25 protein-coding genes are annotated in these 26,747 nt (G+C 73.1%); 8 read left to right on the top strand and 17 right to left on the bottom strand.

The window, feature by feature from the left end; translation table 11 throughout:
* Positions 1-120: 120 nt before the first annotated feature.
* The 4 genes from ACVUH9_RS12035 to ACVUH9_RS12020 form a co-directional block, all read right to left on the bottom strand.
* A complete protein-coding gene (locus tag ACVUH9_RS12035) occupies positions 121-894 on the bottom strand; it encodes a TetR/AcrR family transcriptional regulator (RefSeq protein WP_475757186.1) in 774 nt (257 codons plus the stop codon).
* Positions 891-2,252: a cytochrome P450 gene (locus ACVUH9_RS12030; protein WP_475757184.1), complete on the bottom strand. Its 1,362-nt coding sequence runs from the start codon at positions 2,250-2,252 to the stop codon at positions 891-893. Before ACVUH9_RS12030 ends, ACVUH9_RS12035 begins: the two co-directional genes overlap by 4 nt.
* Positions 2,253-2,817: 565 nt before the next feature.
* Complete coding sequence (locus ACVUH9_RS12025; protein ID WP_475757183.1) at positions 2,818-4,353, bottom strand: flavin-containing monooxygenase; 1,536 nt, start codon at positions 4,351-4,353, stop codon at positions 2,818-2,820.
* A complete protein-coding gene (locus ACVUH9_RS12020; protein ID WP_475757181.1) occupies positions 4,350-5,984 on the bottom strand; it encodes a GMC family oxidoreductase in 1,635 nt (544 codons plus the stop codon). The genes ACVUH9_RS12025 and ACVUH9_RS12020 overlap by 4 nt, the downstream gene beginning before the upstream one ends.
* 79 nt (positions 5,985-6,063) lie before the next feature.
* On the opposite strand from ACVUH9_RS12020, the gene ACVUH9_RS12015 reads away from it, so the two are divergent.
* Complete coding sequence (locus ACVUH9_RS12015) at positions 6,064-7,440, top strand: PucR family transcriptional regulator (RefSeq protein ID WP_475757179.1); 1,377 nt, start codon at positions 6,064-6,066, stop codon at positions 7,438-7,440.
* Between the two features lie 289 nt (positions 7,441-7,729).
* On the opposite strand, the gene ACVUH9_RS12010 is transcribed toward ACVUH9_RS12015, so the two are convergent.
* From ACVUH9_RS12010 to ACVUH9_RS11995, 4 genes are all read right to left on the bottom strand, one after another.
* Positions 7,730-9,193, bottom strand: coding sequence for an NAD-dependent succinate-semialdehyde dehydrogenase (locus ACVUH9_RS12010; protein ID WP_475757177.1), 1,464 nt, complete (start codon positions 9,191-9,193; stop codon positions 7,730-7,732).
* A 263-nt stretch (positions 9,194-9,456) separates the two neighbouring features.
* Entirely contained in the window at positions 9,457-10,197 is a 741-nt protein-coding gene (locus ACVUH9_RS12005; RefSeq protein ID WP_475757175.1) for a GntR family transcriptional regulator, read from the bottom strand.
* Positions 10,198-10,340: 143 nt separating this feature from the next.
* Positions 10,341-11,141, bottom strand: coding sequence for an AttM family quorum-quenching N-acyl homoserine lactonase (gene attM, locus ACVUH9_RS12000; RefSeq protein WP_475757173.1), 801 nt, complete (start codon positions 11,139-11,141; stop codon positions 10,341-10,343).
* 38 nt (positions 11,142-11,179) lie between these two features.
* The gene (locus tag ACVUH9_RS11995) at positions 11,180-12,454 is read right to left on the bottom strand and encodes a hydroxyacid-oxoacid transhydrogenase (protein WP_475757171.1); all 1,275 of its coding nucleotides are present in this window, start codon (positions 12,452-12,454) and stop codon (positions 11,180-11,182) included.
* A gap of 183 nt (positions 12,455-12,637) precedes the next feature.
* Between ACVUH9_RS11995 and ACVUH9_RS11990 the strand changes: the two genes are divergently transcribed.
* From ACVUH9_RS11990 to ACVUH9_RS11980, 3 genes are all read left to right on the top strand, one after another.
* On the top strand, positions 12,638-14,179 hold the full coding sequence (locus ACVUH9_RS11990) for an acetate--CoA ligase (protein ID WP_475757168.1): 1,542 nt from the start codon (positions 12,638-12,640) through the stop codon (positions 14,177-14,179).
* A gap of 10 nt (positions 14,180-14,189) precedes the next feature.
* Positions 14,190-15,626 (top strand): FAD-binding oxidoreductase, encoded by a 1,437-nt coding sequence (locus ACVUH9_RS11985; RefSeq protein WP_475757166.1) that lies wholly within the window; start codon positions 14,190-14,192, stop codon positions 15,624-15,626.
* 238 nt (positions 15,627-15,864) lie between these two features.
* Positions 15,865-16,296, top strand: a complete 432-nt coding sequence (locus ACVUH9_RS11980; protein ID WP_475757164.1) for a cupin domain-containing protein — start codon at positions 15,865-15,867, stop codon at positions 16,294-16,296.
* 123 nt (positions 16,297-16,419) lie between these two features.
* Here the strand turns inward: ACVUH9_RS11980 and ACVUH9_RS11975 are convergent, their stop codons facing one another.
* From ACVUH9_RS11975 to ACVUH9_RS11965, 3 genes are all read right to left on the bottom strand, one after another.
* Positions 16,420-17,016 carry a hypothetical protein gene (locus ACVUH9_RS11975; RefSeq protein ID WP_475757162.1) on the bottom strand — a complete coding sequence of 199 codons (597 nt, stop codon included), beginning with the start codon at positions 17,014-17,016 and terminating at the stop codon, positions 16,420-16,422.
* Positions 17,017-17,151: 135 nt separating this feature from the next.
* Positions 17,152-18,261 carry a PQQ-dependent sugar dehydrogenase gene (locus ACVUH9_RS11970; RefSeq protein ID WP_475757334.1) on the bottom strand — a complete coding sequence of 370 codons (1,110 nt, stop codon included), beginning with the start codon at positions 18,259-18,261 and terminating at the stop codon, positions 17,152-17,154.
* A gap of 27 nt (positions 18,262-18,288) precedes the next feature.
* Entirely contained in the window at positions 18,289-19,233 is a 945-nt protein-coding gene (locus ACVUH9_RS11965) for a hypothetical protein (protein ID WP_475757160.1), read from the bottom strand.
* Between the two features lie 267 nt (positions 19,234-19,500).
* Here ACVUH9_RS11965 and ACVUH9_RS11960 point away from each other — a divergent pair, with 267 nt between their 5' ends.
* Positions 19,501-19,767, top strand: a complete 267-nt coding sequence (locus tag ACVUH9_RS11960) for a hypothetical protein (RefSeq protein WP_475757158.1) — start codon at positions 19,501-19,503, stop codon at positions 19,765-19,767.
* A gap of 216 nt (positions 19,768-19,983) precedes the next feature.
* On the opposite strand, the gene ACVUH9_RS11955 is transcribed toward ACVUH9_RS11960, so the two are convergent.
* Positions 19,984-20,985: a lysylphosphatidylglycerol synthase transmembrane domain-containing protein gene (locus ACVUH9_RS11955; protein ID WP_475757156.1), complete on the bottom strand. Its 1,002-nt coding sequence runs from the start codon at positions 20,983-20,985 to the stop codon at positions 19,984-19,986.
* 206 nt (positions 20,986-21,191) lie between these two features.
* Here ACVUH9_RS11955 and ACVUH9_RS11950 point away from each other — a divergent pair, with 206 nt between their 5' ends.
* Positions 21,192-21,854, top strand: coding sequence for a Bax inhibitor-1 family protein (locus ACVUH9_RS11950; RefSeq protein WP_475757154.1), 663 nt, complete (start codon positions 21,192-21,194; stop codon positions 21,852-21,854).
* A 138-nt stretch (positions 21,855-21,992) separates the two neighbouring features.
* On the opposite strand, the gene ACVUH9_RS11945 is transcribed toward ACVUH9_RS11950, so the two are convergent.
* From ACVUH9_RS11945 to ACVUH9_RS11925, 5 genes are all read right to left on the bottom strand, one after another.
* The gene (locus ACVUH9_RS11945) at positions 21,993-22,655 is read right to left on the bottom strand and encodes an HAD family hydrolase (protein ID WP_475757152.1); all 663 of its coding nucleotides are present in this window, start codon (positions 22,653-22,655) and stop codon (positions 21,993-21,995) included.
* 2 nt (positions 22,656-22,657) lie between these two features.
* A complete protein-coding gene (locus tag ACVUH9_RS11940; protein WP_475757150.1) occupies positions 22,658-23,326 on the bottom strand; it encodes an HAD family hydrolase in 669 nt (222 codons plus the stop codon).
* A 23-nt stretch (positions 23,327-23,349) separates the two neighbouring features.
* The gene (locus ACVUH9_RS11935) at positions 23,350-23,826 is read right to left on the bottom strand and encodes a hypothetical protein (RefSeq protein ID WP_475757148.1); all 477 of its coding nucleotides are present in this window, start codon (positions 23,824-23,826) and stop codon (positions 23,350-23,352) included.
* A gap of 236 nt (positions 23,827-24,062) precedes the next feature.
* Entirely contained in the window at positions 24,063-24,206 is a 144-nt protein-coding gene (locus ACVUH9_RS11930) for a hypothetical protein (protein WP_475757146.1), read from the bottom strand.
* Positions 24,203-24,499 carry an SLC13 family permease gene (locus ACVUH9_RS11925; protein WP_475757144.1) on the bottom strand — a complete coding sequence of 99 codons (297 nt, stop codon included), beginning with the start codon at positions 24,497-24,499 and terminating at the stop codon, positions 24,203-24,205. Before ACVUH9_RS11925 ends, ACVUH9_RS11930 begins: the two co-directional genes overlap by 4 nt.
* A 26-nt stretch (positions 24,500-24,525) precedes the next feature.
* Here ACVUH9_RS11925 and ACVUH9_RS11920 point away from each other — a divergent pair, with 26 nt between their 5' ends.
* Together ACVUH9_RS11920 and ACVUH9_RS11915 are read left to right on the top strand one after the other, a co-directional pair.
* Complete coding sequence (locus ACVUH9_RS11920; protein WP_475757142.1) at positions 24,526-25,206, top strand: pentapeptide repeat-containing protein; 681 nt, start codon at positions 24,526-24,528, stop codon at positions 25,204-25,206.
* 104 nt (positions 25,207-25,310) lie between these two features.
* On the top strand, positions 25,311-26,741 hold the full coding sequence (locus tag ACVUH9_RS11915; RefSeq protein ID WP_475757140.1) for an MDR family MFS transporter: 1,431 nt from the start codon (positions 25,311-25,313) through the stop codon (positions 26,739-26,741).
* Positions 26,742-26,747: the final 6 nt, after the last annotated feature.

Genomic DNA, 26,747 nt, shown 5'->3' with positions numbered 1-26,747 from the left:
CGAGTTCGCCGTCACCCCGCGGCGCGGCTGAGCCGCCGTCCGGCGGCCGACCGCTCCCGGCCGGCGGCACGCGAGCAGCGGGCCGGAGTCGCCCCGCTGCCCCCGCCCGCCGCGGCCGCATCAGCCGCTGGCGCGCAGGCCGGTGAAGAAGGTCGTCAGCATCGTGCCGTAGAGGTCGGCCGAGTCCGCCTCGGGCTCCAGCAGCTGCTCGAGGGCGACGCCGTTGGCCATCGCGAAGGTCATCCGCGACGCCTGGTCGGCGCTGATCGGCGGGGTCCAGTCCAGCTCCCGCGCCCGCTGCTCGAAGAGCTCGGCGATCTTCGCCCGCAGGGCCCGGTGGCGCGTGACCAGCTCCGCGCGGAACGGCTCGTTGCGCGAGGCGTAGACCGCGAACTCGAAGAACAGCCGCGACCACTCGGCGTCGGCGCTGATCGCCCGGATGAAGTCGACCCCCGCCTGGCGGGCCTGCACCTCGATCGACGCGTCGAGCCGGACGACCCGGTCGATCTCCTCCAGCCGCTCGGCGAAGCGCTCGTCGAGCATCGCCAGGAACAGCTCCTCCTTGTTCTTGAAGTTCGCGTAGAAGGCGCCCTTCGTGAACCCGGCGTCGTGGGCGATCTCGTCGATCGACGCCTGCTGCATCCCCTTGCGGGTGAAGAGCGCCGCCGCCGACCGCAACAGGCAGGAGCGGGTGTGCTCCTGCTGCTGCTTGCGGGTCCGCCGGGCCGCCGGGCCCGGGGGCGTCGGCGGGACCGGCGGGACGGGCGGGACGGGCGGGGTCGGCAGGACGGGCGGCGTCCGCGGGGCCGACCCCGCCGGCGGGGTCGGCGGGGTCGGCGGGGTCGGCGGGGTCGGCGGCTCGGGGGCGCGTTCCGTGGGCGAGCGGCCGTTCATCGACCGCCGGCTCCGACGGCCACCGGCTCGGCCTCGACGGCGGGCGCCCGCGGCGTGCGGGCGCGGACGATCACCCGCGCGCCGTGCTTGGGCGTCTGGGTGATCGCGCGGCGCTTGACGTGCTCGCCCTGCGGCGTCGCCGGCAGCAGATCGACGCCAGCGACGATCGAGGCGAGCACGCTCTTGGTCTCGAACAGCGCGAAGCTCGCCCCGAGGCAGCGCCGGACGCCGCCCCCGAAGGGGATCCACGTGTAGGTCCCCGGCGTCTGGTCGAGCCAGCGCTCGGGGCGGAAGGCGTCCGGATCGGGGTAGACGTCCTCGCGCCGGTGGACGAGCTGGATGCAGGGCGTGACGCGGGTGCCCTTGGGCAGCAGGTGGTCGCCGATCTGCACGTCCTCCTGCAGCTCGCGGACGACGATCGACAGGACCGGGCGCAGCCGCAGCGTCTCCTTGACGACCGCGTCGAGGTAGGTGTCCTCGCCGGCGAGGACCTCCTCCCGCAGCCGCGCGAGCTTGTCGGGGTGCCGGACGAGCCGTTCCAGCGCCCAGCCGAGCGTGGTCGCGGTCGTCTCGTGCCCGGCGACGAGCAGCGTCATCAGCTCGTCGCGCAGCTCCTGGTCGGTCATCCCCCGGCCGTCCTCGTGGCGGGCCTGGATCAGCAGCGAGAGGATGTCGTCGCGCTCGGCCAGGTCGGGGGCGTTGCGGCGGTCCCGGATCAGCCGGAAGACGACCTCGTCGGCGGCGGCGAGCCGCCGCTTGACCAGCCCCAGCTCGCGGAACCGGTGCGGGCCCATCGCGGCGAGCATGACCATCGTCGCCGGCCGCATGACCTCGTCCAGCAAGGTGGTCAGGGCGTCGCGCACCTCGACCAGCCGGGCGCCGTCCTCGACCCCGAAGACCGCGCGCATGATCACCTCGAGGGTGATGTTCTGCATCCGCGGCCAGGCCTCCATCGACTCGCCGACCGGCCAGGTGGCGATCTCCTCCTCCGCCACCCGCTGCATCAGCTCGCCGTAGCTGGCCATCCGCTTGCCGTGGAACGGCGGCAGCAGCAGCTTGCGCTGGCGCAGGTGCGCGGCCTCGTCGAGCAGCAGCACCGAGTGGTCGCCGAGCAGCGGCAGCAGGATCTGGTTGCCCTTGCCGGCGTGGAAGACCTGCGGCGAGCCGGTGAAGACCTGCTTGATGTGGTCCGGGTCGACCAGCATCACCCAGTTGCCCTCGCCGCTGATCCGGAGGGTGAACATGTCGCCGTAGCGCTCACGGCACTGCTTGAGGAACGACGGGCCGCGGGCGATGAACCCGGTGGTCTGCAGGACTCGCGGCATCCGCGGGCCGGGCGGGAGACTGGTGGTGCTCATACGGTCACTCCTTCGGTCCGAGCCCGCCGCGCCGGCCGACTCACATACCGCACCGTATTCGAATACTTGCCGGTATGTCAAACCGAACTACCGCCGGTCGGAACCGATGCGGCCCAGACGGGGCGGGGCGGCCGGGGCGGAGCCACTCCCGGGCCGGGCGGGCGGGGCGGGCCGGGCCGGGCCGGGGGAACGGGAGGCCGTGGACCCCGGGGTCGTGGGGTCGTGAGGCGGGACGAGGCTGGGCCCTGGGTCGGGCCGGGGCCACTCCCGGGCCGGAGGCGGGCCAGGACCGGAGGCGGGCCAGGACCGGGGCCGCCCGCGCGTTCTCTTTGAGGTTTGCCACCACTACGGTGGCCAACCTCAAAGAGAACGTGCCGCCCGTCACCACGCGCCGCCCGCCTCCGCGCACTGCCCGTCACGACGCGCGCCCACCTCAGCATGCTGCGCGCCTCAGCCCGCCTCAGCGCCCTGCCGCTCACAACGCGCGTCCGCCTCAGGCGCCACCCACCTCAGCACCCCACCCACCTCAATGCGCCCAATCGCGACGCCGCCGGCCGGCCCCGCCTCATTCCGCGGCGCCGGCGACCGCCTCCGGTTCGCGCGACGCGACGCGGATCTCGTGGTACTCCGTGGGCCGGAACTCGGCCGTCGCCCGCTCGTAGACCCGCATCCGGTACGGCCAGTTGTTGACGACCCGGCCCTGCTCGTTGCGGTACCAGCTGTCGCAGCGCGTCCAGACCGACCCCTGGAAGCGCCGCTGGACGCGAGCGCTCGACGCCGCCTGGACCTCCGGCCGCACGTCGATCGCGGAGACCCCCGAGCGGAGGTGCTGAAGCGCCTGGGTGACGTAGCCGACCTGGGCCTCGATCATCACGATGATCGAGCCGACGCTGAGGTTCGTGTTCGGCCCGTAGAGCAGGAACATGTTCGGGAACCCCGCGACGGCGATCCCGAGGTGCGCGTCGGCGCCCGCCTCCCACGCCTGCTCGAGCCCCGCCCCGTCGGTCCCGTGGACGTCGATCGGGGCGACGAACGCCTGCGCCTGGAAGCCGGTCGCGTAGACGATCGCGTCGACCTCCCGCTCGGTCCCGTCGGCGGTCACGATCCCGTGCTCGGTGATCTCACGGATGTCGTCGACGACCAGCTCGACGTTGTCCCGCGCCAGCGCCGGGTAGTACGCGCTGGAGAAGAGGATCCGCTTGCAGCCGATCGGGTAGTCCGGCGTCAGCTTGCGACGCAGCTCCGGGTCCTTGACGTGGCGGTGGAAGAACCACTTCGACCACGCCTTCAGGCCCCAGCCGAGCGGCGGCACCGAGGTCAGCCCGAGCGTCGCGACCTCGGTGAAGTCGTAGAGGAACCGCCGCCGGACGGCCTGCACCGGCGGGACCTTCTCGATCAGCGCCCGCGCCCACGGCGCGTAGGCGTTGTTGCGGCGCGGCAGCATGTGCGACGGGCTGCGCTGGTAGACGTCGAGCCGGTCGACCTCGGCCGCGACCGGCGGGACGAACTGGACCGCGCTGGCCCCGGTCCCGATCACCGCGACGCGCTTGCCCCGCAGGTCGTAGTCGTGGTCCCACTCGGCCGAGTGGAAGCTGTGCCCAGCGAACCGCTCGCGGCCGGGGATCCGCGGCCAGGCGGGGCGGCTCAGCTGTCCGCAGCCGAGCACGACCGCGTCGGCCTCGATCGTCTCGCCCGCGACGGTCCGGACGGTCCAGCTCGCGGTCGCCTCGTCCCAGCGCGCGTCGGCGATCTCGACGCCGGTCCGGAGGTGGTCGCTGAGCCCGTACTTCTGGACGCAGTGGCGCAGGTAGTCCTTGATCTCCCCGTGCGGCGAGCACGGGCGCGACCAGTCGCGGCGGACCTCGAACGAATAGGAGTAGAGCGACGACGGGATGTCGCACGCCGCGCCCGGGTAGGTGTTGTGATGCCAGACGCCACCGAGGTCGTCGGAGCGGTCGTAGATCGTGAAGTCGTCGATCCCGGCCCGCTTGAGCGCGATCCCCATCGCGATCCCGCTGAACCCGGCGCCGACGATCACCACCCGCGGCGCGCGGCCGGTCCCGGTGGTCGCCGTGCGGGGGTCGCTCGCGACCGTGCTCATGCCGCCGCCCCTTCCGTGCTCGTGGCGCCGGCCGTCGGCGCGCTCACCCGGCCCCGGATCAGGTCGGCCGCCCGCTCGGCGACCATCACCGTCGGCGCGTGCGTGTTGCCCCCGGGGATCAGCGGGAAGACCGAGGCGTCGATCACCCGCAGGCCCCCGATCCCGTGGACCCGCAGCTCGGGGTCGACGACGGCACCGGCCGTCCCGCGGGCCCCGATCCGGCAGGTCCCGACCGGGTGGTAGATCAGCTCGACCCGCTCGCGCAGGCCCTGCTCCAGCTCCTCGTCGGTCTCGTACTCCGGACCGGGCTTCAGCTCGCGGAGGACGGTCGGGGCCAGCGGCGTGGTCCCGGCGACGCGGCGGGCGAAGCGCATCGCCGAGACCATCGCGTCGACGTCCTCGCGCTCGCTGAGGCTGTTGGTCAGGATCGACGGCGCCGCCGCGGGATCGCCCGAGCGCAGCGAGACCCGGCCGCGGCTCTTCGGGGCGACCAGCACCGGCACCAGCGCCATGCAGTCGCCGTCGTAGGTCTCCTGGCCGTGATTCTCGTAGTAGAGCGCACCGTTGTGGAACTGGATGTCGGCGGCGGGCAGGCCGGCCCGGCTGCGCCAGAAGGCGACGCTCTCGGCGGCGGTCGAGGTCAGCGGACCGCTCTTGCGCAGCAGCCACTCGAGCAGCCGCTTCGGCTTGTCGGCGCCGTAGAGGGTGTTGCTCTCGGCGACCTCCCACATCATCGTCAGCATCGGGTGGTCCTGGAGGTTCTGCCCGACCCCGGGAAGGTCGTGACGGACCTCGACCCGGTGCTCCTTCAGGTGCGCGGCGGGCCCGATCCCGGAGAGCATCAGCAGCTGCGGCGAGGCGATCGCGCCGGCCGCCAGCAGCACCTCGCGCCCGGCCCGGACGACGTGCTCACGGCCGCGCTTGTCGCGGTAGCGGACGCCGACGGCGCGGGTCCCCTCCAGCTCCAGCCGCTGCACGTGGGCGTGAGTCACGACCCGCAGGTTCGCGCGCTGCATCGCCGGCTTGAGGTAGCCGTCGGCCGCGCTCCAGCGCCGACCGTCCTTCTGGAGCACCTGGAACATCGAGGCCCCGTCCTGCTCTGGCCCGTTGTAGTCGGCGATCCGGGGCACGCCGGCCTCTTGGAAGCCGTCGAGGATCTTGCGGTTCAGCGGCCGCGGGGCCTTCGCGTCCTGGACGTGGAGCGGGCCGCCGACGCCATGGTCCTCGGAGGCGCCGCGGCTGTTGTCCTCGGCCTTCAGGAAGTACGGCTTGACGTCGCTCCAGCCCCAGCCGGCGGCCCCGTCGGCCTCCCAGAGGTCGTAGTCGAGCGGGCGACCGCGGACGTAGAGCATCGCGTTCATCGAGCTCGAGCCGCCGAGCGACTTGCCGCGCGGCACGTACAGCTGGCGGTTCGCGCAGCCCGGCTCGGGGTCGGTGGAGAAGTCCCAGTCGAGCTTGGTGTGGAACTGGTTGGGGAAGGCGAGCGGGATCTTGACGTTGAGGCTGCCGTCCTTGCCGCCGGCCTCGAGCAGGACGACGTTGACGTTCGGGTCCTCGGTCAACCGGTTGGCCAGCACGCAGCCGGCTGATCCGGCTCCGACGATGACGTAGTCCGCGGCGGCGTCAGGCATGGTCGCCAGCCTCTCCCCTACGCCAAACGCAGGACAGTGGATTGACCACAGTCTCTGCCCTCGGGACTATGGTTTGACCATGGCCAAGGATCCGGCTTCCGCCGCAGCGCCTCCCGGGGACCCGGCCGCCGACGCCTGGACGACCCTCGCCGCCCGGCTCGCCGCGGAGACCGCCTGGCGCCGCCGCGTGATCGAGGAGATCACCGACGCGATCGTCCGCGAGCTGCCCGCGCTCGGCCGCGACTCCGAGCTGACCACCGCGGTCCGCGACAGCGTCGACGACAACTCGCGGCTGTTCATGACGATGGTCGAGCGTGGCCTCGATCCCGCCGGCGCCGAACCGCCCGCGATGGCGGTCGCGTTCGTCCGCCTGCTCGTGCACCGGGGCGTGCCGGTCGAGGCGCTGACCCAGACCTACCGGATCGCGCACGGCGCGTTCTGGCGGACGTGGGTCGTCGAGCTGCGGGCGTCGATCGCCGATCCGACCGCGCTGGCGACGGCGCTGGAGCAGGGCTCGAGCTACATGTTCGCCTTCATCGACGCCCTCACCGCGGGCGCCCAGCGGCTCTACGCGGAGGAGCGGGCGCGCTGGGTGCGGAGCGCCGACGCCGTCCGCGCCCAGACGGTCCGGGGCCTGCTCGACGGCCTGCCGGTCGACTCCGCCGCCGCCGGACGGCGGCTCCACTACGACCTCGACCGCGAGCACCTGGCGTTCGTCGCCTGGAGCGCCGACGAGGAGCCGCTTCCGGTGGCCGCGCTCGAGCCGGCGCTCGGTCGGCTGGTCGCACCGCTGCGGGCCGGGAGCCCGCTCTGCACGCCGCTGGGCAACGGCCTGCTCGCCGGCTGGATCGGCAGCCGCAACGGCTTCGCCGCCGACCAGGTCGCGCGTCTCCGGCTCGACGGTGGGTCCAGCGGCGCCAGCGCGGGGTCGCTTGCGCCCGCCGATGATCCGCGTGGGCCGGGCGCCGGCACCGCGCCCAGCGCGGGCGGGGCGATTGCGTCGGGGGGGCCCGGCCTGCTGGTTGCCGTCGGGACGCCGGCGCGCGGGGTTGCCGGCTTCCGGATCGCCCACCTCGAGGCGATGCACGCCCGTCGTGTCGCGCAGCTGTTGCTGGCCCGGCCGGGCAGCGTGACCCACTACGCCGACGTGGCGGTGACGGCCCTGGCGAGCGGCGACCAGGAGCAGGCGCGGCGGTTCGCCGAGGACCAGCTCGGGCCGCTGCTCGGCGGCGACCGCGAGTCCCGGCGGCTGGCGGCCACGCTGGCGGCCTATCTCGAGGAGCACGCCAGCCCACGGCGAGCGGCGGCCCGGCTGGGCGTGCACGAGAACACCGTCGCGGCGCGGATCCGGACGATCGAGGAGCGCCTCGACCGTCCGATCGCCGGCCGCGTCACCGAGCTGCTGCTGGCCCTCCGACTGGCTCCAGCCGTCGCCGACCCGGCGCCGCGCGGTTGAAGTTCAGTCCTGTCGAGCGCCAGCCGACCCGAGATGCAAACCCAGAACCGCGCGGTTGCGTCTGAGGTGGTCGTAGGCCGAGCAGGTCGGTTCGCGTGGGGCGAGAGCTGTGCGCCAGCACCGCCGAGCCCCACGCGAACCGAGATGCAAACCCAGAACCGCGCGGTTCCGTCTGAGGTGGTCGTGGACCAAGCAGGTCGGGTCGGATGGCGCGAGAGCTGGGCGCTAGCCCTGCCGAGCGTCAGCCGGCCCGAGATGCGAAGCGTCCACGGCCGCCTCAGACGAACCGCTACCGGGGGTCGGGGATAGCCACGTACCGCGTCGACAGGTACTCCTCGAGACCCTCCGGGCCGCCCTCGCGACCGAAGCCGGAGGCCTTGATCCCGCCGAACGGCGCCGCCGGGTTCGAGACCAGACCGGTGTTGATCCCGATCATGCCCGCCTCGAGCTTGCGCGAGAGCCGCAGCAGCCGGGCCGCGTCGTTGGTGAAGGCGTAGGCGACCAGCCCGTACTCGGTGTCGTTGGCGAGGCGGATGCCCTCCTCCTCGTCCTTGAAGGTGACGACCGGGGCGACCGGGCCGAAGACCTCCTCGTGAAGGATCTTGGCGTCGGCCGGCAGGTTCGTCAGGACGGTGCCGGGGTAGTAGCGGCCGTCGGACTTCTCGGTCCCGCCCGCCGCGACGGTCGCGCCGCGATCGACGGCGTCCTGGACCAGCTCGCGGACCTTCTCGACGGCCTTGTCGTCGATCATCGGCCCGAGCGTCGTCTCCGGGTCCGTGCCCGCGCCGAGCACCAGCCCGTCGGCGATCGCGACCAGGCCGGCGGTGAACTCCTCCGCCAGCGACTCGTGGACGAGGAAGCGGTTTGCCGAGGTGCAGGCCTGGCCGCCGTTGCGGAACTTGGCGACCTTGGCGGCGGATAGCGCCTCGTCGAGGTCGGCGTCCTCGAAGACCACGAACGGCGCGTTGCCGCCGAGCTCCATCGACATCCGCAGCAGCGCCTTGCCGCCCTGCTCGGCGAGGCTGCGGCCGACCGGGGTCGAGCCGGTGAACGACAGCTTGGCCGTCCGGGGGTGCTCGATCAGGGCGCTGGTGACGTGCCGCGAGTCGGTCGTCGTGACGACCGAGATGACCTTCGGCGGCAGCCCCGCCTCGAGCAGGATCCCGGCGAGCGCGAGCATCGTCAGCGGCGTCTGCTGCGGCGGCTTGACCACGACCGAGCAGCCGGCGGCGAGCGCCGGGGCGATCTTGCGGGTGCCCATCGCCAGCGGGAAGTTCCACGGCGTGACGAAGACGCAGGGACCGACCGGGTCCTGCTGGGTGAGGATCCGGCCGCCGGTGCTCTCGTGGAAGGCGTGGCGGCCCTCGATCCGGGTCGCGCGCTCGGCGTACTCGAGCAGGAAGCCGTTGGCGTAGGTGACCTCGCCGCGGCTGTCGGGCAGGGCCTTGCCCATCTCCAGCGACATCAGCGTCGCCAGCTCCTCGGTCCGCTCGGCGACGAGCTCGTAGGCGCGGCGGAGCACGTTCGCCCGCTCGCGCGGGGGCGTGTCGCGCCACTCCAGGAAGCCCTCCCAGGCCCCGTCCATGACGGCACCGACGTCCTCGGGCTTCGCGTCCGGGACGTGCACCAGCTCGCTGTCGTCGGCCTTGTTGGTGACGACGAAGGTGGCGCCGTCCAGCGACGTCCACTCCCCGTCGATCAGGCTCTTGGGCTCGACCCGCAGGGGCAGTTCGGAAACGACGTGCTCAGACATGCTCTACCTCGATGTGAATCGGTTCGCCGTACAGGGGGAGTCGACCGCGGGTGGACCGACCGGGCGCCACGCGCCGGGCGACAGGGCGCGGACCGGCGACCTCATCCTCCCACGCGGTGGTGGGCGCTCCGAGCAGACGGGCCGTCGCGGAATCGGGGCCGGCGGACGACGACCCGCCGCCCCGTTTCCGGGTCCACGGCCGCGGCTCGACCGGTCTCGCGCCAGTCGACGGCCTACGCAGACCCGAGCCCGTCGCCCCCAGCTCATCCGCCCTCGCCGAGCGAGGCCCAGGCCAGCTGGTGCGGCGAGCCCCCGCCCTCCTGGGCCAGCAGCAGCGCCGCGGTCGCCAGCAGGTGCTTGCGCATCGCCGCCGCCGCGCCGGCCGCATCCCGCGTCTCCAGCCGCTCCACGATCAGCTCGTGCTCGGACAGGATCATCGCCAGGGTGCGGCTGCGACCCGCGGTCGACGCGCCGAGGAAGCGGACCAGGTCGCGCATCCCGGCGACGGTGTCGGCCAGCCGTCGGTTGCCCGCCGCCCGCAGCAGGAGGTCGTGGAACTGGCGATCGGCGGCCATGAACGCCGACTCGTCCTGGTCCTCGCCGGTGGCGCAGCGGCGCATCTCCTCCAGCCGCTCGCGCAGCGCCGCCATGTCGGCGTCGGTCAGCAGCTCGCAGGCCCGGCGGGTGGCGGGCACCTCCAGCAGCAGCCGGAGGGTGAAGATCTCCTCGAGGTCGTGCAACGGCGTCTCGAGGATCCGGACTCCGCGGTTGCGCTCGAAGCGCACCAGTCCCTGGCTCTCGAGCAACAGCAGCGCCTCGCGCACCGGCGTCCTCGACGCGCCGAGCTGCTCCGCCAGCTGCGGCACCGAGAGCCGCATGTTCGGCTGGAGGCGCCCGTCGGCGATCGCGTCGCGAACCTCCTCGGCCACCCGCGCGGTCAGCGTGACCGGGGCGTCGACGGAGCCGGACAGCAGGGGGAAGACGGGTAGTTGCGGGTCGTTCACGGGTAGGGCGATGCTAAGGCGTGGTGGAGCGGAGCGGGAGGCCGGCGAACGGCGGGCGAGGCCGGGAGCACCCGGCGGGGCCGACCGCCACCACGGCGGCCGACCCCGGCGAGCACGCTCCGCAGCGCGTGGCCGAGCCGCTGCTAGTCGTAGTACTCCGGTGCGTGCTTGAAGCCGGCCCAGGCGTCGGGGTCGTGCCCGGTCACGACCAGCGCGTCGCTGCGGTCGGCGATCCGCTTGAGCTTGCGGACCGAGCGGACCGCGTCGACGACCGAGGCCACGAATCCGGGCAGCGCCTGCTCGTTCCAGTGGTCGGTGGTGTAGGCCGCGTCGACCGCGAGCACGACGGTCTGCCCGCTGGGCAGGTTGACCTCGAACGACTGGTGGCCCGGCGCGTGACCCGGCGTCCGCCACATCTTCAGCGTGCCGTCGCCGTAGAGGTCGTAGCCGTCGTCGGTCTCCTCCAGCAACACCCACGGCACCCCCGGCTTGACGAAGTCGGCCTTGATGTAGCCGGCGTCGGCGAACCAGTCGGGTGCGTGCGCGTACTCGTGCTCGGTGCGGGTGCAGAGGACCTGCGCGTTGGGGAACTGGTCGATCACCGAGAGCGCGCCGGTGTGGTCGAGGTGGAGGTGGCTCTGGACCACCCAGCGGACGTCGGCCGGGTCGAAGCCGGCCTTCCTCAGCGCCGGGATCACCGGCTGGTCCTCGGTCATCACCGGCCAGTAGACCTGGTGGATCCCCGCCCAGTGGGTCAGCGGATCCTCCCGCGCGGCGGCGGCGTTGCCGCCGTCGATCACGATGTTGCCCTTGGGGTGGGTGATCAGGTACCAGGGGACGGGGATCTCGTACTCCTCCCCCAGCCCCTGGTTCATCTTGATGTTCTCGACGTGGCACTTGAGGCTGCCGCCGTCGAACATGTACAGCCGGATGTCGTCGCTCATGGGGATCTCCTTGCGGGTCTGCGGGCGCCGGTTGGCGGTCAGACCGCCTCCAGCGAGTCGCGCAGGATCTGCGCGAGGTCGTCGGCGGTCGGCGTCTTGGGGGCGATCACCAGCAGCCGCTGCTGCTTCAGCGCGCCCTCGACGAGCGCCGGGATGTCGTCCTCGGTGTAGCCCAGCTCCGCGATCCCGGTCGGCGCACCGACGTCGCGCATCAGCCGGCGGAGGACGTTGGGGAGCACGTCCGGCCCGTGCTCCGGGATCGGCCCCTGGTGGAGCAGCTCGGCGACGTGGTGGTGGCGCTCGGGAGCCGCGTCGTAGGTGAACCGGAAGGCGGCCGGCGCGGTCACGATCACCGAGTGGCCGTGGGGGATGAACGGGTGGTCGGTCGGATAGCCCGGGGGCTGGTAGACGTGCTTGAGCCCGGCGATCGGGTAGGCGCAGGCGTGCGGGATGTGGACCCCGGCCGAGCCGAACCCGACGCCGGCCATGCTCGCCCCGAGCATCATGAAGCCGCGGGCCTCGGTGTCGTCGGCGTCGGCGACCGCGCGCCGGAGGTACTTGCCGCCGTAGTCGAGGGCCTGCCCGGACCACACGTCCGCGATCGGGTTGGAGCCCTGGTACGGCGGACGATCGCCCGGGCTGGCCGGGAACTCGCGCTCGTTGAACGGCCGCGAGATGAAGCTCTCGGCGGCGTGGCAGACGACGTCGAGCCCGGCCGAGGAGGTCACCTCCGCCGGCAGCGTCCGCGTCAGCTCGGGATCGACGATCCCCTGGGCAGGACGCAGGTACCGGTGGGAGATCCCCGTCTTGACCTTGAGCTCGGGGATGTCGAGGACCGCGACCGTCGTCGCCTCCGCGCCCGTCCCGGAGGTGGTCGGGATCGCCAGGTGCGGCAGCAGCGGGCTCGGGGGCTTGACGCCCTTGCCGACGGGGGCGTTGACGTAGTCGAGGATCGGAGCCGGATGCGTGGTCACGAGCGTCGCGACCTTGGCGGTGTCCATCGACGAGCCGCCGCCGACCGAGACGAAGCCGTCGACCTTGGCCTCGCGGGCGAAGTCGACCGCCTCCTGCAGGGACTCGAGCGTCGGCTCGACCCGTGAGCGGTCGTAGACGACGACCTCGATGCCCTCGGCCTCGATCGAGGCGCGGACGCGATCGGGGATCCCGAGCGCGGCGACCCCGGGGTCGGTGACGAGCAGGGCGCGGGTCACACCGAGCCGCTTCAGCTCCCATCCGGCGTCGTTGATCGCGCCGGCGCCGAATTTGATCGGCGTCGCTTCCATGGTGAAGATCGACTCGCGTTGCGCGTTCATGCGCACCACCTCCGCAGCAGGGTCTCGTCCGACGGGACGCTCGGTCGAGCGCCCGCCTGCCGGTAGCTATAACACGTGACATGTCACATGTGCAATCCGCTAGCCTGCGGCAGAAGCAGCCACCAGGTTGCACGGCCTGACGCGGGACGGCCCCGCAACCGGCCGATGCCCGACCCTTCTGCCATGAACTTCTCCCGAGACATCGTCGACGCGGCCGATCCCGGCGCCACTGCGCTGATCGAGCTCGGTCGCGACGGCAGCCGTCGCTGCTGGAGCTTCGGCGAGGTCGCCGCCGCCAGCAACGCCTTCGCCGGGGTCCTCGCCGCGCGTGGGGTCGCCCGCGGCGACGTCGTGATGACCCTGATCGGCAACCGCTCCGAATGGGTGCTGACGATGGTCGCCTGCTTCCGGATCGGGGCGATCGCGTTGCCCTGCACCGAGCAGCTGCGGGCGAAGGACCTGCGGCTGCGGCTCGACGCCGTCGGCCCGCGGGTGATCGTCGCCGACGAACGCAACCGGGCGGTGCTCGAGCAGGCGCTGGCGCTGCCCGCGACGGCCGCCGCGCTGGCGCCGGACGTCCTGCTCGTCCCCGACCCGAGCCTCTTCGCCGCCTCCGGCCCGCCGGCTCCCGCGGTCGACCTGGCGCCGACCGACGGCTGCCTGATCACCTTCACCAGCGGCACCTCCGGCACCGCCAAGCCGGTCCTGCACGGGCAGCGCTACCTGACCGGCCAGCGGCTCCAGGCCGAGCACTGGCTCGCCGCCGGGCCCGGCGACGTCGTCTGGTGCACGGCGGCCAGCGGCTGGAGCAAGAGCGCCCGCAACGTCTTCATCGCCCCCTGGCTGCGCGGGGCGACGGCGCTCCTCCACGACGGCCGCTTCGACCCCCACGAGCGGCTCGAGATCGTCGCCCGCGAGCGGGTCGCCGTGCTCTGCATGGCGCCGACCGAGTACCGCGTCATCGCCAAGCGGGCGACGCTCGGCCCGCTGCCCCACGTGCGCGGCCTGGTCGCCGCGGGCGAGGCGCTGAACCCGGAGGTCCTGCGGGCCTTCGACGCCGCGACCGGCCTGACGATCCGCGACGGCTACGGCCAGACCGAGACCGGCCAGCTGACGGGGATGCCTCCGGGCGCGGAGATCCGGCCCGGCTCGATGGGCCGCCCGCTGCCCGGCGTCGGACTGACGATCGACGACGGCGAGCTGGTCGTCGACCCGGCGACGGTGCCCACGTTCTTCCTCCGCTACCTGGGCGGTGCCGGCCCCGCGACGCACGGATTGATCTCCGACACCGCGAGGCCCGGCACGGCCGGGGCTCCCCTCGACCGCGCCGTGACCGGCGAGCCGTGGCGGACCGGCGACCGCGTCCACGCCGACGACGACGGCTACCTCTTCTTCGAGGGCCGGACCGACGACGTGATCATCAGCTCCGGGTACCGGATCGGTCCGTTCGAGGTCGAGTCCTCGCTCGTCGCCCACCCGGCCGTGGCCGAGGCCGCCGTCGTCGCCGCCCCCGACGAGGAGCGCGGCAGCATCGTCCGTGCGGTGGTCGTCCTGCGCGACGGATATCCCCCGTCCGACGCGCTGGCCGGCGCGCTCCAGGACCACGTCAAGGGCGAGACCGCCCCCTACAAGTACCCCCGTGTCGTCGAGTTCGTCGACGACCTGCCGAAGACCGCCAGCGGCAAGATCCGCCGGGCCGCCCTCCGGCAGTCCACCCCGTCCTAGGACCTGCCGCATGCCGTCTCCGCCCTCCCCTGATTCCACGCTGACCGCCGCCCGCGCCGCCGCGCTCCGCGACCTCGGACGGATCGTCGGCGAGGCCCACGTCCAGGCCCCGGTCGCGGAGACCGAGCTGTTGCAGGACGCGACCGAGAGCCGGGGCCTGCGCGGCGACGCGCTCGCCGCCGTCCGCCCGGGCGATCCCCAGCAGACGGCCGAGGTCGTGCGCTGGGCCGCCCGAAACGAGGTGCCGGTCGTCCCCCGCGGCGGCGGCACCGGCTACTCGGGCGGCGCCGTTCCCGGGATCGAGTCCGGGGCCCCGCCGTCGCTGGTCGTGGCGACCGACCGCCTGATCGGCCCCGGCGAGCTCGTGCCCGGCGCTTGGCGCGGGACCTTCCCGGCCGGCCTGACGACGGCCGAGGTCCAGCGGCGCTGCCTGGAGGCGGGGCTGTTCTTCGCCCCCAACCCCGGCTCGTCGGAGTCGTGCCTGATCGGCGGCAACGTCGCGACCAACGCCGGCGGGCCGCGCTCGTTCCGCTACGGCTCGGTTCGCGCCTGGCTCAGCGGCCTCGAGGCGGTGCTGCCCGACGGCCAGCTGGTGCGGCTCGGCGGTGCCGCCCGCAAGAGCGTCGAGACCCTCGATCTGCTCGGTCTGCTGTGCGGGTCGGAGGGCACGCTCGGCGTGGTCACCGAGGTCAGCCTGCGCCTGCAGCCGGCGCCGGAGCTGGCGCTGCCGGTGCTGGCCGTCTACGCCGACCGGGCCGCCGGGCTCGAGGCGCTCGAGTCCGTGATGGCCTGCGGCGTCGTCCCGGCGGCGGTCGAGTTCCTCGACGGCGGTGCGCTGCGGGCTGCGTCGGCCGCGTTCCCGGGTGGCCTGCCCGACGGTGCCGACTTCGCCGTCCTGGTCGAGGCGCTCGGCGAGCAGCGGATCGCCCGGATCGAGGCCGAGGTCCTGGCGGAGGCGCTGGCTCCCGATGCGCTGGTCGTCCGGTCCCCGCAGTCGCGGGCCGACGTCGAGGGTCTCTGGCGTTGGCGCGACGGCGTCTCGCTGGCGGTCGTCGCCGCCCGGGGCGGCAAGCTCTCCGAGGACGTCGTCGTGCCCGCGGACCGCCTCGGCGAGGCGCTCGACGCGGTCGACCGAGTCGGCAGCGAGCTCGGGGTCGAGGTCACCTCGTGGGGCCATGCCGGCGACGGGATCCTGCACGCGACCGTGATGGTCGACCGCGAGGACGCCGCCGCGCTCGCCCGGGCCAACGACGCGGCCCACCGGATGCTCGACATCGCCCAGGCACTCGGCGGCGCGCTGAGCGGCGAGCACGGGATCGGCCTGGTCAAACGCGAGGCGACGAACCGGCTCGACCCGGCGGTGCTCTCCGCCCAACGCGCCGTCAAGGACGCGCTCGACCCCCAGGGGATCATGAACCCCGGACGCAAGCTGCCGCCGCGGGTCTGAGGGCGGTCGGCGGTCGGGACGGCCCCGCGGTCGAGACCGCGCGGCGGTCGGGACGGCCCCGCGATCGGGACGGCCCCGCCGCGGTCGGGACGGCCCCGCGGTCGGAACGACGCGGCGGGGCGCCCCCGGGACTGATGCGGGTCTCCGTTCCCCGGGAACGGCAATCCGCATCAGTCCGCCTGCCGCCGACCCGTCCAAGACCACCGATCCGCCCACGCGCTCCGGCTATCGTCGGTCGATGACCGCCACCCCGCGCGAGGTCTGGATGCCCGGTGGCATCCGCATCGAGATCCAACTCAGCGGCGAAGACACGAGCGGCGCCTTCTGCCTGCTCGTCGACGAGCCGCCCACCGGCTGGTCGATCCCGGCGCACCGCCACCGCCACGAGGCGGAGACGATCCACGTCGTCACCGGCACGTTCGACGTCGAGGTCGACGGCGTTCGATCGCGGCTCGGCCCCGGGCAGACCGTCCACGTCCCCCGCGGCGCGGTCCATTCGAGCGCCAACGTCGGCCCCGGTTCCGGCCGCCGGGTGGTCCTCTTCAGTCCGGCCGGGATCGAGCGGTTCTTCCTCGACGCCGGCGCCGATTCGCCGGACGCGACGATCGACCCGCGGGCGGGGCTCGCCTCCGCCGTCCAGCACGGCTGGGAGTTCGTCGACGGGAGCTGACGCCCCGCCGTCGCCCCGAGCTGATGCGGCTTTGGGGCCTATACGACAGTAAATCCGCATCAGTCCCCCCTCACCGAGGTCGCCGCCGCGCGCAGCCCGCGCGCCGCGGTCGGGCCGTACCGCTCAGCCCTTGCGCAGCATCCGGGGCAGCGTCACGAGCGCGTGCGGGATGTCGCTGCCGGAGCGGTCGAGCGCCCCGCGGAGCTCGGCGGTGACGTCCCGGTGCAGGGGCGGGCCGTGACCGACGAGCAGGTGCTCCGGAGCGCACCCGCGGAGGCGGTTCGGCGGGGTCAGGCGCAGCATCGGGTGGACGCCGACCGCGCCCCGGCCGACGGTGAAGTACGCCCCGGTACCGACCGCCTCCGGCACGATCAGCGTCCGTCGGGCCGGCCACCACAGCGCCAGCTCGTGCCACCAGCGGCGGTCGAGCAGCGGCACCAGCTCGAACGGGCTCCCCGCCAGCGAGCCGGGCAGCGGCAGCAACGGAACACCGAGTCGTTGCGCGATCGCGGCACCGTCCCGCCCGTGGCGGTCGAGCAGCTGCACGACGCCCGCAGGCTCGCCGAGCGCTGTCGCCCGCTCCAGCGCCTGCTCGTCGTCGACCGGATCGATCAGCCAGACCCGTCCGTCGTCGACCACCGCGTGCGACGCCCGCTCCATCGTCTCGTCGACGACCCACGACAGCGCGAAGTCGACCTCGGCGTAGATCCGTACGGTCATGCCCGAAGGCTACGCCCGCAGGAGGCGGGCTCCCCGGACGACCGAGCGCCCGCCGCGCCCGCCACCCCCGCCGCGCCACCGACCCGCGGCGCGCTCGTCGAGCCGGCGCTCAGCGCGCGGCCGCCCGCCGTCGGCTCACCGACGCACGGGCACCCGCAGGATCCGGTCGTCGCCGGACCGGATCTCCCCACGGCCATCGCGGTTCGACGTCGAGACCCAGAGCGCTCCGTCGGGCGCGACCGTCACCGCCCGCAGACGGCCGAAGCGGCCGCTCAGCAACGCCCGCGGCCGGCCCGTCCGCGCGCCGTTCAGCGGCACCTCCCAGAGCCGCTCGCCGCGCAGCCCCGCCACGTACAGGCGCCCACCGGCGATCGCCGCGCCGCTCGGCGACGCCTCCGAGGTCGACCAGGTCACCAGTGGGTTGACGAACCGCCCGCCCTCGGTCGAGCCCTTCCCCTCCACGATCGGCCAACCGTAGTTGCCGCCCTTGCGGATCAGGTTGATCTCGTCCCGCTCGTTCTGCCCGAACTCGGTCGCCCACAGCCGACCGGCCCGGTCCCAGGCCAGCCCCTGGACGTTGCGGTGCCCCAGCGACCAGACCCGCGAGCCGGCGAACGGGTTGTCCTGCGGGACGCCACCGTCGGGCTCCATCCGCAGGATCTTGCCGTTCTGCGACGCGCGGTCCTGGGCCAGCTCGGTCTCTCCGACCTCGCCGACCCCGGCGTAGAGCTTGCCGTCCGGTCCGAACGCGATCCGCCCGCCGTTGTGGATCGCCCCCCGGTCGAGTCCGCTGAGGACCGTCGTCGGGCGCCCGCCCAGCCGGAAGCGCACGATCCGGTTGTCGGTCGCCGTCGTCAGGTACGCGTAGACCAACTGGTCGCGGGCGTAGTCGGGGGAGACCGCGAGCCCGAGCAGTCCGCCCTCCCCCTCCGCGACCACCCCGGGAACCCGCATCACGGCCCGAACGCGGTGACTCCCGCGGGTGATCCGCACGATCCGGCCGCTGCGCTCGGAGACCAAGGCATCGCCCGAGGGCAGGAAGACGATCGACCACGGCACGTCGAGGCCGCGGGCGATCGTCCGGACCGCCGACGACCTGCCGGCGCGGGGGGTCGCCGCGCCGGGCGCTGCCGACGGGGTCGATCCGGTGGTCGTGGTGGTGCCGCCGCCGTTGGCCGATCCGCAGGCGGACAGGGCTGCCACGCAGGTGGCGAGGGCGATGGCTCGAAAGCGCATGCCCCCCAGCGTGCCGCAACGGCACGCCGGGCGCCACTACTTGCGGCGCTTGCGCCCGCCGTTGCTCGCCTTCGGCTTCGGGGCCGGACGCTCGTCGGCGGCCGCCTTCTGGGCGCGAGCGCGCTCGGCGGCCTCCATCTGCATCGCTCGCGTCGGCCACGGCTGCGGGACCCCGGAGGCCCACGACGGCGGGCGGCCACCGGGCCAACGGCCGAGCAGCGTGAAGCCGAGCGCGATCAGCCAGAAGGCCCGCAGGAAGCTCGGATCGACGACCGGCAGCACCACCAGCAGCGCCAGCAGCATCCCGATCACGCCCATCACGCGGGTCAGGAGACCGACGTTCATCGCGCTCAGGGCGGCAGCACCGATCCCGACGGCGATGAACATCTGCCCAAGCACGGTGATGATCGTGAGCGCGGTGAGGTCGCTCCCCGCGACCAGCGCGTCGGCTGCCGTGCTGTTGGTCTGGAGCACCGGGTCGAGCGCGTTGAAGTCGGAGAACTTCGAGACCGCGTAGATCTTCGCGATGGTCGTCCCGAGACCGAAGGCGAAGCCGCCGACGATCGGAAGCCACATGAACCAGCGCGGGAACGACGGGCGGCGGCGGTACGCGGACCACAGCAGCCCGGAGAGGACGGTCCCGGCGGCGATGAAGCCGAGGCCGATCAGGACCACCGCGAGCACCACCTGGAACGCCTGGTCCCCGAGGTACGACGCGACCTCCGCCTGGTGTCCGCGGATCCCCTGCCCCTGCTGGTCCGACGCGTAGGTGACGAGCGACTGGGCGATCGTCTTGACCTGCCCGACGTCGTCCGGACCGCCGTTGTCGATCGCCTGCTGGAGGAAGTACCCGACCAGCGACAGGACGCCGGCCACGATCGCCAGGAGGCCCATCCACGGCAGCCACCGCTTCTCGGTCGCGAGGGTCACCTCGGGATCGAGCGCGTCGGGGATCGGGCGGACCTTGCGCTGGGTGCTCATGCGGGCTTCCGGTTGGGGTGGCGGGTCGCCGGGGTGGACGTCGGTCGGCGGCGGGCGACGGCCCGCTCGAGGCGCGTTCCGGCGCGGCTGATCCGTTCGGCGCTCGCGACGACCAGATCGAGCGCGGGCGACGCGATGCGCAGCCCGGCCTCCAACCGGCCGCGCCAGGCGCGCTGACGAGGACTGAGTCGAGCCACGGACGCGCATTCTACGGACCGCGGGTGCGGTTGGGTCCTGCACGCGACGGCCGAGCGCTACGATCGACTGATGGAAGGCTTTGGCGATCTCTTTGGTGATCCGGATGATCTGCAGCGCAAGATGATGGAGTTCGCGGAGCAGATGCAGGGCCAGCAGAAGCTGGCCTGGGCCGACAACGCGATCGGGCTCGCGGTCCAGATGACCGTCGCCGCGATCGGTCGCGTCAACCTGCAGGGCGACGCCGAGGCGCAGGCGAACCAGATCCGTCAGGTGATGGCGGTCGTCTTCCCCGAGGCCGTCACGCTCGTCCGCGAAGCCCGCCAGGGGCTCGGCTAGCCCGACTCCGTTCCCGGCCCCGGCCGGGAAGCGGCAACCCCCGCGCGGCCTGGAATCTCCCGGCAAGGCCGCGCGGAGCAGTGCCGGACCACGTGCCGGACCACGAAGCCGCGCAGATACGTGCGAGGGCCGCGTAGGCCAAGCAGGTCGGTGCGCGGGGGATGAGAGCTGGGCGCCAGCCCTGCCGAGTCTCGTGCGTGCCGAGATGCGAAGCGCCTACGTGTTCGTCGCACCACCCGCCGCACTGTCTGCCTTGCCGGCGGCGATGACCTCCTTGAAGGACCGGAAGCCGAAGATCTTGACGACGGCGATGAAGCCGACCGCCAGGCAGACGACGGCGATCGCGATCTGCTGGCCGACCGAGTAGGCGGCCACGGTCGCCCCGGCCGCGCTCCCGGCGAAGACCTTGACCATGAACGCCTGCTGGACCCCGGCCCCGCCCGGGGTGAACGGCATCAGCGCCGCGATCGCGTTGATCCCGTGCACCAGCAGCACGTTGCGGACCGAGCCGCCGACGTGGAACGCGTCCAGCAGCATCCAGAACGCCGCCAGCCGGAAGAGGTAGCCGGCGAACAGGACCAGCCAGACCTCGCGGAAGAACCGCCGACGGTCGCTCAGGATCGTCAGACCCTGACGGACCCGGGCCCAGAACCGGCGGGCGCGCTCCGAGAGCAGCGCGAAGGCGAGCAGCCCGAGCAGCGCCAGCACCGTCAGCAGGAAGAACGTCAGCTTCGGATTGCCGAAGATGAACGACAGGTCGAACGCCCCCAGGCTCGCGAAGTCCGGCGGCTTCGGGAAGACCCCCTGCGTGAAGGCGAAGAGCAGGACCGGGATCGCGATCGAGAGGTCGAAGACCGCCTCGACCATCATCGACGCGGTCACCGCCGGGTAGGTCGAGCGGGGGATCGAGGTCTTGACCAGGAAGACCTTCATCACGTCCCCGCCGCGGGCCGGGATCACGTTGTTGAAGCCGTAGGCGGCGATGTAGGCGCCCCAGATCCTGCGCCAGCGGATCGTCTCCGTCGGGTAGGCCGCGCGCAGGACGTTGAAGTAGGCGCGGGACCGGATCGTGAGGTAGGTGAGGAAGCAGAGCAGCCCGATCACGAGCGGCAGCAGGTTGACGCTGGCGATGCTCGAGAAGAAGCTGCCGATCGCGTCGAAGACCTCGGCGATCCCCGCGACGGGCACCGTGGCTCCGCTGGGGAGGCTCGCTGGCACCGGGCAAGCCTACGCGGCCCCGGATTCGGCCACGGCCCCGACTGCCGTCCGGGTCGCCCCGGCCCCGCCGATCTGGCGCCTCGCCACTCGTGTGGCGCGATCGGCCACAACCGCTCGCGGGTGCTCTACGCTCCGGGAGCGGGCGCGCAACCGGCGTTGGTGCCCCGCTCCCACCGACACCGAACCCGAGCGAGACAACGAGAACCATGCCGGAGACGAGTTACTCCCTCCCCTACGGCCAGACGCAACGCGCGTCGTACGGCGCCGTCCTCAGCCAGACGATGTTCCTCGTCGCGATAGCGATCGGGTTCCTGATCGCCGGGTCGGCCGTCGGCCGTGACCTGACGCAGGGCACCGCGATGGGCTGCACGATCGGCGCGTTCGTGCTGCTGCTCGCCCAGAACTTCGTTCCCGCGCTCCGTCATGGGCCGGTCGCGATGGGCGTGCTGTTCGTGATCGCGCTGCTGATCGGTCTCGGGCTCGGCCCGGTCCTCTCCTACTACGTGTCGACCCAGCCCGACGTCGTCACCAAGGCGGCCGCCACGACCGCGCTGGTCGTCGTCGCCGCCGGCACCGGTGGTTCGCTGGTCGCCAAGGACCTCTCCTCGTGGATGAAGCCGGTCTCGATCGCGCTGCTGATCGCGGTCGCGGTCAGCTGGATCATGTTCGTCGCCGGTGGTAGCGGCGGGATCGCGGGCGACCTGGTCAGCCTCGCGATCGGTGCCGTCTCGGCCGTCGCGATCGTCATCTACTTCAACGTCCTCCGCCACCAGGCGAACGAGGACGACGTCGTCTGGCTCGCGACCGGGATCTTCGTCGGCATCGTCAACATCTTCATCACGATGCTGAACCTGTTCGGGAGCCGCTGACCAGCGGATCTCGCCGGAGCGGCCCGCTGACGGGCCGCTCCTCCCGGGTCCCCGGACCCCGCCGGTCACGGCCGCCCAGCGCGGCCTGGCCGACCAGCCCCGGTCGATAGACGGCTCCGCCGGTGCCCCCGCGGGGGCCTACGCCGCCGCGAGCCCGAGCAGGGCCGGCAGCGCCGCCATCGCGGCGAACGGCTCGCCGCCGACCCTCCGCAGCGCCTCCGGATCGCCGTCCGCGGCGTAGCCCAGCACCCGCATCCCGGCCACGTGCGCGGCCGTCACCCCGGGCACGCCGTCCTCGACGACGACGCAGCGGCCCGGACGGTGCCCGAGCGTGCGAGCCGCGTGGAGGAACAGGTCCGGTGCCGGCTTCGGCCGCGGCACCTGGTCGGCGGAGAAGCGGAGCGCGTCGGGGAACAGGTCCTCGAGCCCGCTGAGCGCGAGCGTCAGCCGGGTCTTGTCGAGCCGGCCCTGGGAGGCGACGCAGTAGTCGACCCCGGCCCGACGGACCGCTTCGACGGCCTCGCGAGCGCCAGCGACGGCGGGGATCCCGTCCCGCGCGAAGACCTGCGCCCGCCGCTCGCGGAACCGTTCGGTCCAGCCCGTCGGCAGCGGCGCGCCCCGTCGCTGCTCGAGGTCGAGCTCGACGACCTCCAGCGCGAGCGCCCGGTAGCGCCAGGCGACCTCGTCGGCGGGCATCGCCACGCCGATCTCGGCCATCGCCTCCGCCATCGCCCGCGCCGACGCATGCTCGCTGTCGACGAGGACCCCGTCGCAGTCGAAGATGACGAGGTCGGGGGCCACCGCTACGCCGGGTCGGCGGGAAGGCGCAGACCGAGCCGCTCCCAGAGCACCGGATCCTCCAGCGTGGCGTGCTGGTGGTGGGCCTCGTGCAGGACGACGCCGGGGTGGGTGGCGACGCCGACCACGGTCATCCCCGCCTCGCGGGCCGAGCGGACCCCGGTCGGGCTGTCCTCGACGGCGAGGCAGGTGGCCGGATCGACGCCGAGCGCCGTCGCCGTCGCCAGGTAGATGTCCGGCGCGGGCTTCGGCGCGACGACGTCCTCGGCCGTCAGCAAGACCGAGAAGGTCTCGGCGTGACCGGCACGATCGAGCGCCTTCTCGGCGAAGCCGCGGGCGGCGTTGGTGGCCATCGCCACCAGGATCCCCTCGGCCCGCAGCGAGTCGACCAGCTCGGCGGCCCCCGGCATCACCGGGACGTCGCCGTCGAGCGCGTCGTGGACGAGCACGGCCAGCTCGCGCAGGATCGCGTCCCCGTTACCCGGCTCCCCGAGGAACCGCTCGAGGTTGATCGCGGCGGCGGCGAAGCTCGAGCCGATCAGCTCGAGCTTGTACTCCGCGAGGAACGGCACTCCGCGGCGGGCAAAGAGCTCCTCCTCGGCCTGCGACCAGACGCTCTCGGTCTCGAGGAACGTCCCGTCGTTGTCGAAGATGACGGCGGCCGGCCGAAGCATCGGCGAGACCGACGTCACGGGGTTCAGGCCACGGGGCCGGTCACCAGCGGCTCGGCGCCGCCGACGATCCGCCACGGGGTGGCCGGCTCGTAGAGGTTGCCGAGGCCGTCGTTCTTCTCCAGGCTCAGGACCAGCTCGATCCCGCCCTCGGTCCGAACGGTGACCTTGGCCGTCTTGTCGTCGATCTTCTCGGTCGAGAACTTGAGGTCCTTGACGTCGGAGACGTCCTGGACCTCTTCCTTGTCGCTGACGAGCGACGACTTCTCCATCACCTCACGGCAGTTCGCGCCGGGGATGATCTTGCCGGCGACCTTGGCCTGGGCCTCCCGGGTCAGGTAGTCACAGGCACGCTGGCCGTTCTTCTGCGAGAGAGCCTCGGAGAGGAAGTCACGCGCGGCGGTCTGTGGCTCGTCCTTCTTGAACGAATCGCCACCGCAGCCCGTGACGGCAAGCGCCACCAGCGACGCCATGGCGAAGGGGAACACGCGGGTTGTACGCATCACGGGTGGATTCTGACGTGCGCGGCCTCTGCGCGCATCCTCGGGTCCCTCGGCGGCTCCGGCGGGGCACGATCGGAGCCCGTCGGAAGCGCCACCGCGCGACCGCCGCAGGGCCCGGAATCGCCCTGCCAGCCAGGCGCGAGCCGTGATCGCCGCGACGCCGACGAAGGTCGTTGCGGCGCGACCGACGGCGGGCCTCCGACGACCCGCCAAGATCGACTCGACGCGGCCGTCGTTCATCCGGGCAGCAGCAGGACCGCGATCAGGATCGCCGGGATCGCGGTCAGCGGCGCGCGCGTGAGGACCCCGCGAAGGCGGACCGGGACCTCCGCCGTCTGGCAGGTCCGCCGCCAGAGGTAGGAGGCGAGCGAGCCGGTCACGAGACCGGCGCCGGGTCGATCCCGCGGCGGCGCGCGGCGTGGACGACGATCGGCGTCACGAAGACCACCGCGGTGTCGAGGTTGAGGACCGCCGTGACCGCCGCGACCGTCACCAGCGAGGCGGCGGCCAGCAGCAGCGGCGGGCCGGGCAGCCGTTCCAGCCGCTCGCCGAGCCACCGGAACAGGCCCTCGCGCTCGGCCACGACCCCGAGCAGCAGCAACCCCGCCACCAACGCGAATGCCGGCCAGGCCCGCGCCAGCGATTCGCCGAGGTCGGTGGTGGCGACGAGCATCGCCGTGAAGTGTGAGGATCGGAAGCATGGCGCGCGCAACCGATCGTCACCACCCTCGCGCTCCCGAGGACCCCCAGGTCGCCGAGACGCTCGAGCCGGTCACGTTGCCCGAGGACGGCCTCCCACACGACGCGCGCTACGTCGACGCGCTGCTCGACGGCCGGGTCGAGGGCGACGGCGTCGCCCGCGGCGTCAGCATCGAGACCAGCCGGGGCGAGCTGCTCGACCTGACCGGCGCCCGGCTGCCCGGCCTCGCCCTCCAGGACGTCGAGCTGCGGGGCGGCAGCTTCGCCAACGCCGACTTCCAGAGCGCGTCGTGGCGGCGCGTGAGCGTCGTCCGCGCACGGCTGACCGGGACCCGCTGGACCGACGCCGCGCTCGACGACGTCAGCTTCCGCGACTGCCGGATCGACCTCGCGGCGTTCAGCGCGGCCGAGCTCCGCCGGGTCCGCTTCGTCGACTGCCGGATCACCGGCAGCGACTTCCAGGAGCTGCGGGCGGAGGACGTGGTCTTCGAGGCCTGCGACCTGAGCGAGGTCGACCTGACCGGTGCGCGCTTCGCCCGCACCGAGATGCGCGGCTGCACGATCGACGGCCTCCGGGCGATGGAGCAGCTGCGGGGCGTGGCGATGCCGTGGCCGGACATCGTCGCCTCGGCCGGGGCCTTCGCGAGTGCCTTCGGCGTCCGCCTGACCGACGACGAGTAGCCGTCCCGCGGCGCCCGCGCGCCGCAGCGCACCACCGGCCGGTCCGCGTCACCCGTCGTGGCCGGGCCCGCATCTCCCGCTTGTTACGTTCCTCGGTTCCCCCTGTGTCGCATCTGCTGAAGAACCCCAAGGTCGTCGTCAGCGTCGTGTTCGTCGCGGCGATGTTCATGAACATCCTCGACTCGACGATCGTCAACACGGCGATCCCGACGATCGGGCGCCAGTTCGACGCCTCGATCGCGAGCACCGGCGCGGTCGCCTCCGCCTACCTCGTCAGCCTCGCGGTCTTCATCCCGGCCTCCGGCTGGCTCGGGGATCGCTTCGGCACCAAGCGGATCTTCCTCTTCGCGCTCGGACTCTTCACCGTCGCCTCCGCGCTCTGCGGGATCGCCGGGAGCCTCGGGCAGCTGGTCCTCTTCCGGGTGCTGCAGGGCGCCGGCGGCGGGCTGATGATGCCGGTCGGGATGGCGATGCTGTTCCGCGTCTTCCCGCCCGAGGAGCGGGTCGCGGCGTCGCGGATCCTGGTCCTGCCGACCGCGCTCGCCCCGGCGCTGGGGCCGTTGCTCGGCGGGGTCATCGTCGACAACCTCTCGTGGCACTGGGCCTTCCTCCTCAACCTGCCGATCGGCGTGCTCGCGCTCGGCTTCGGCCTGCGGTACCTGCCCCGCGACGAGGCCGCGCCGTCGTCGCCGTTCGACCTCGCCGGGTTCCTGCTCGCCGGCCTCGGGCTCGGTCTGGCGATGTTCGCGCTGACCGAGGGGCCGTCGCGCGGCTGGGGCTCGCCGTTGATCGTCGGCAGCGCCGTGGTCGGCCTCTCGCTGCTGGCGATCCTCGTCCGGCACGAGCTGCGGACCCGCTTCCCGATGCTCGACCTGCGGTTGCTGAAGGACCGGATGTTCGGCGTCTCGTTCCTGATCGTGATCCCCTCGACCGCCGGCTTCCTCGGCCTGCTCTACGCCTTCCCGTTGCTCCAGCAGGAGGGCTTCGGCCGCTCGGCGATGACCAGCGGGCTGCTGACCTTCCCCGAGGCGATCGGCGTGATGGTCGGCTCGCAGGTGGTGACCCGCCTCTACCCGCGCGTCGGTCCGCGGCGGCTGATGGCCGGTGGCGCCGGGATGGTCGCCGTCGCCGCGGTCGTCCTCAGCTTCTACGACGCGAGCACGCCCGACCCGCTGGTGATCGCGACGATGTTCGTGCTCGGCAGCTCGATGTCGTTCGTCTTCATCCCGATGAACTCGGCGGCGTTCGCCAACATCTCGGCCGCCGACACCGGCCAGGCGTCGGGGCTCTTCAACGCGATGCGGCAGACCGGCGCGGCACTCGGCGTCGCCGTGCTCGCGACGGTGATCTCGGTCCTCGGGCCGACGACCAGCGGGACGGGCGGCGCGCCCGTCCCCGACATCGGCGCCTACCAGGCGGCGTTCCTGGTCGCCGCCGGACTGCTGGCGTTCGCCGCGCTGATGGCGCTGCGCGTCCGCGACAGCGAGGCCGCGTCGACGATGGTGCCGCGGGCCGAAGTGCCGGTGCCCGGATAATCGGCC

This window comes from Patulibacter ginsengiterrae (genome assembly GCF_056269115.1).
This window is presented reverse-complemented; position numbering and strand designations above follow the sequence as displayed.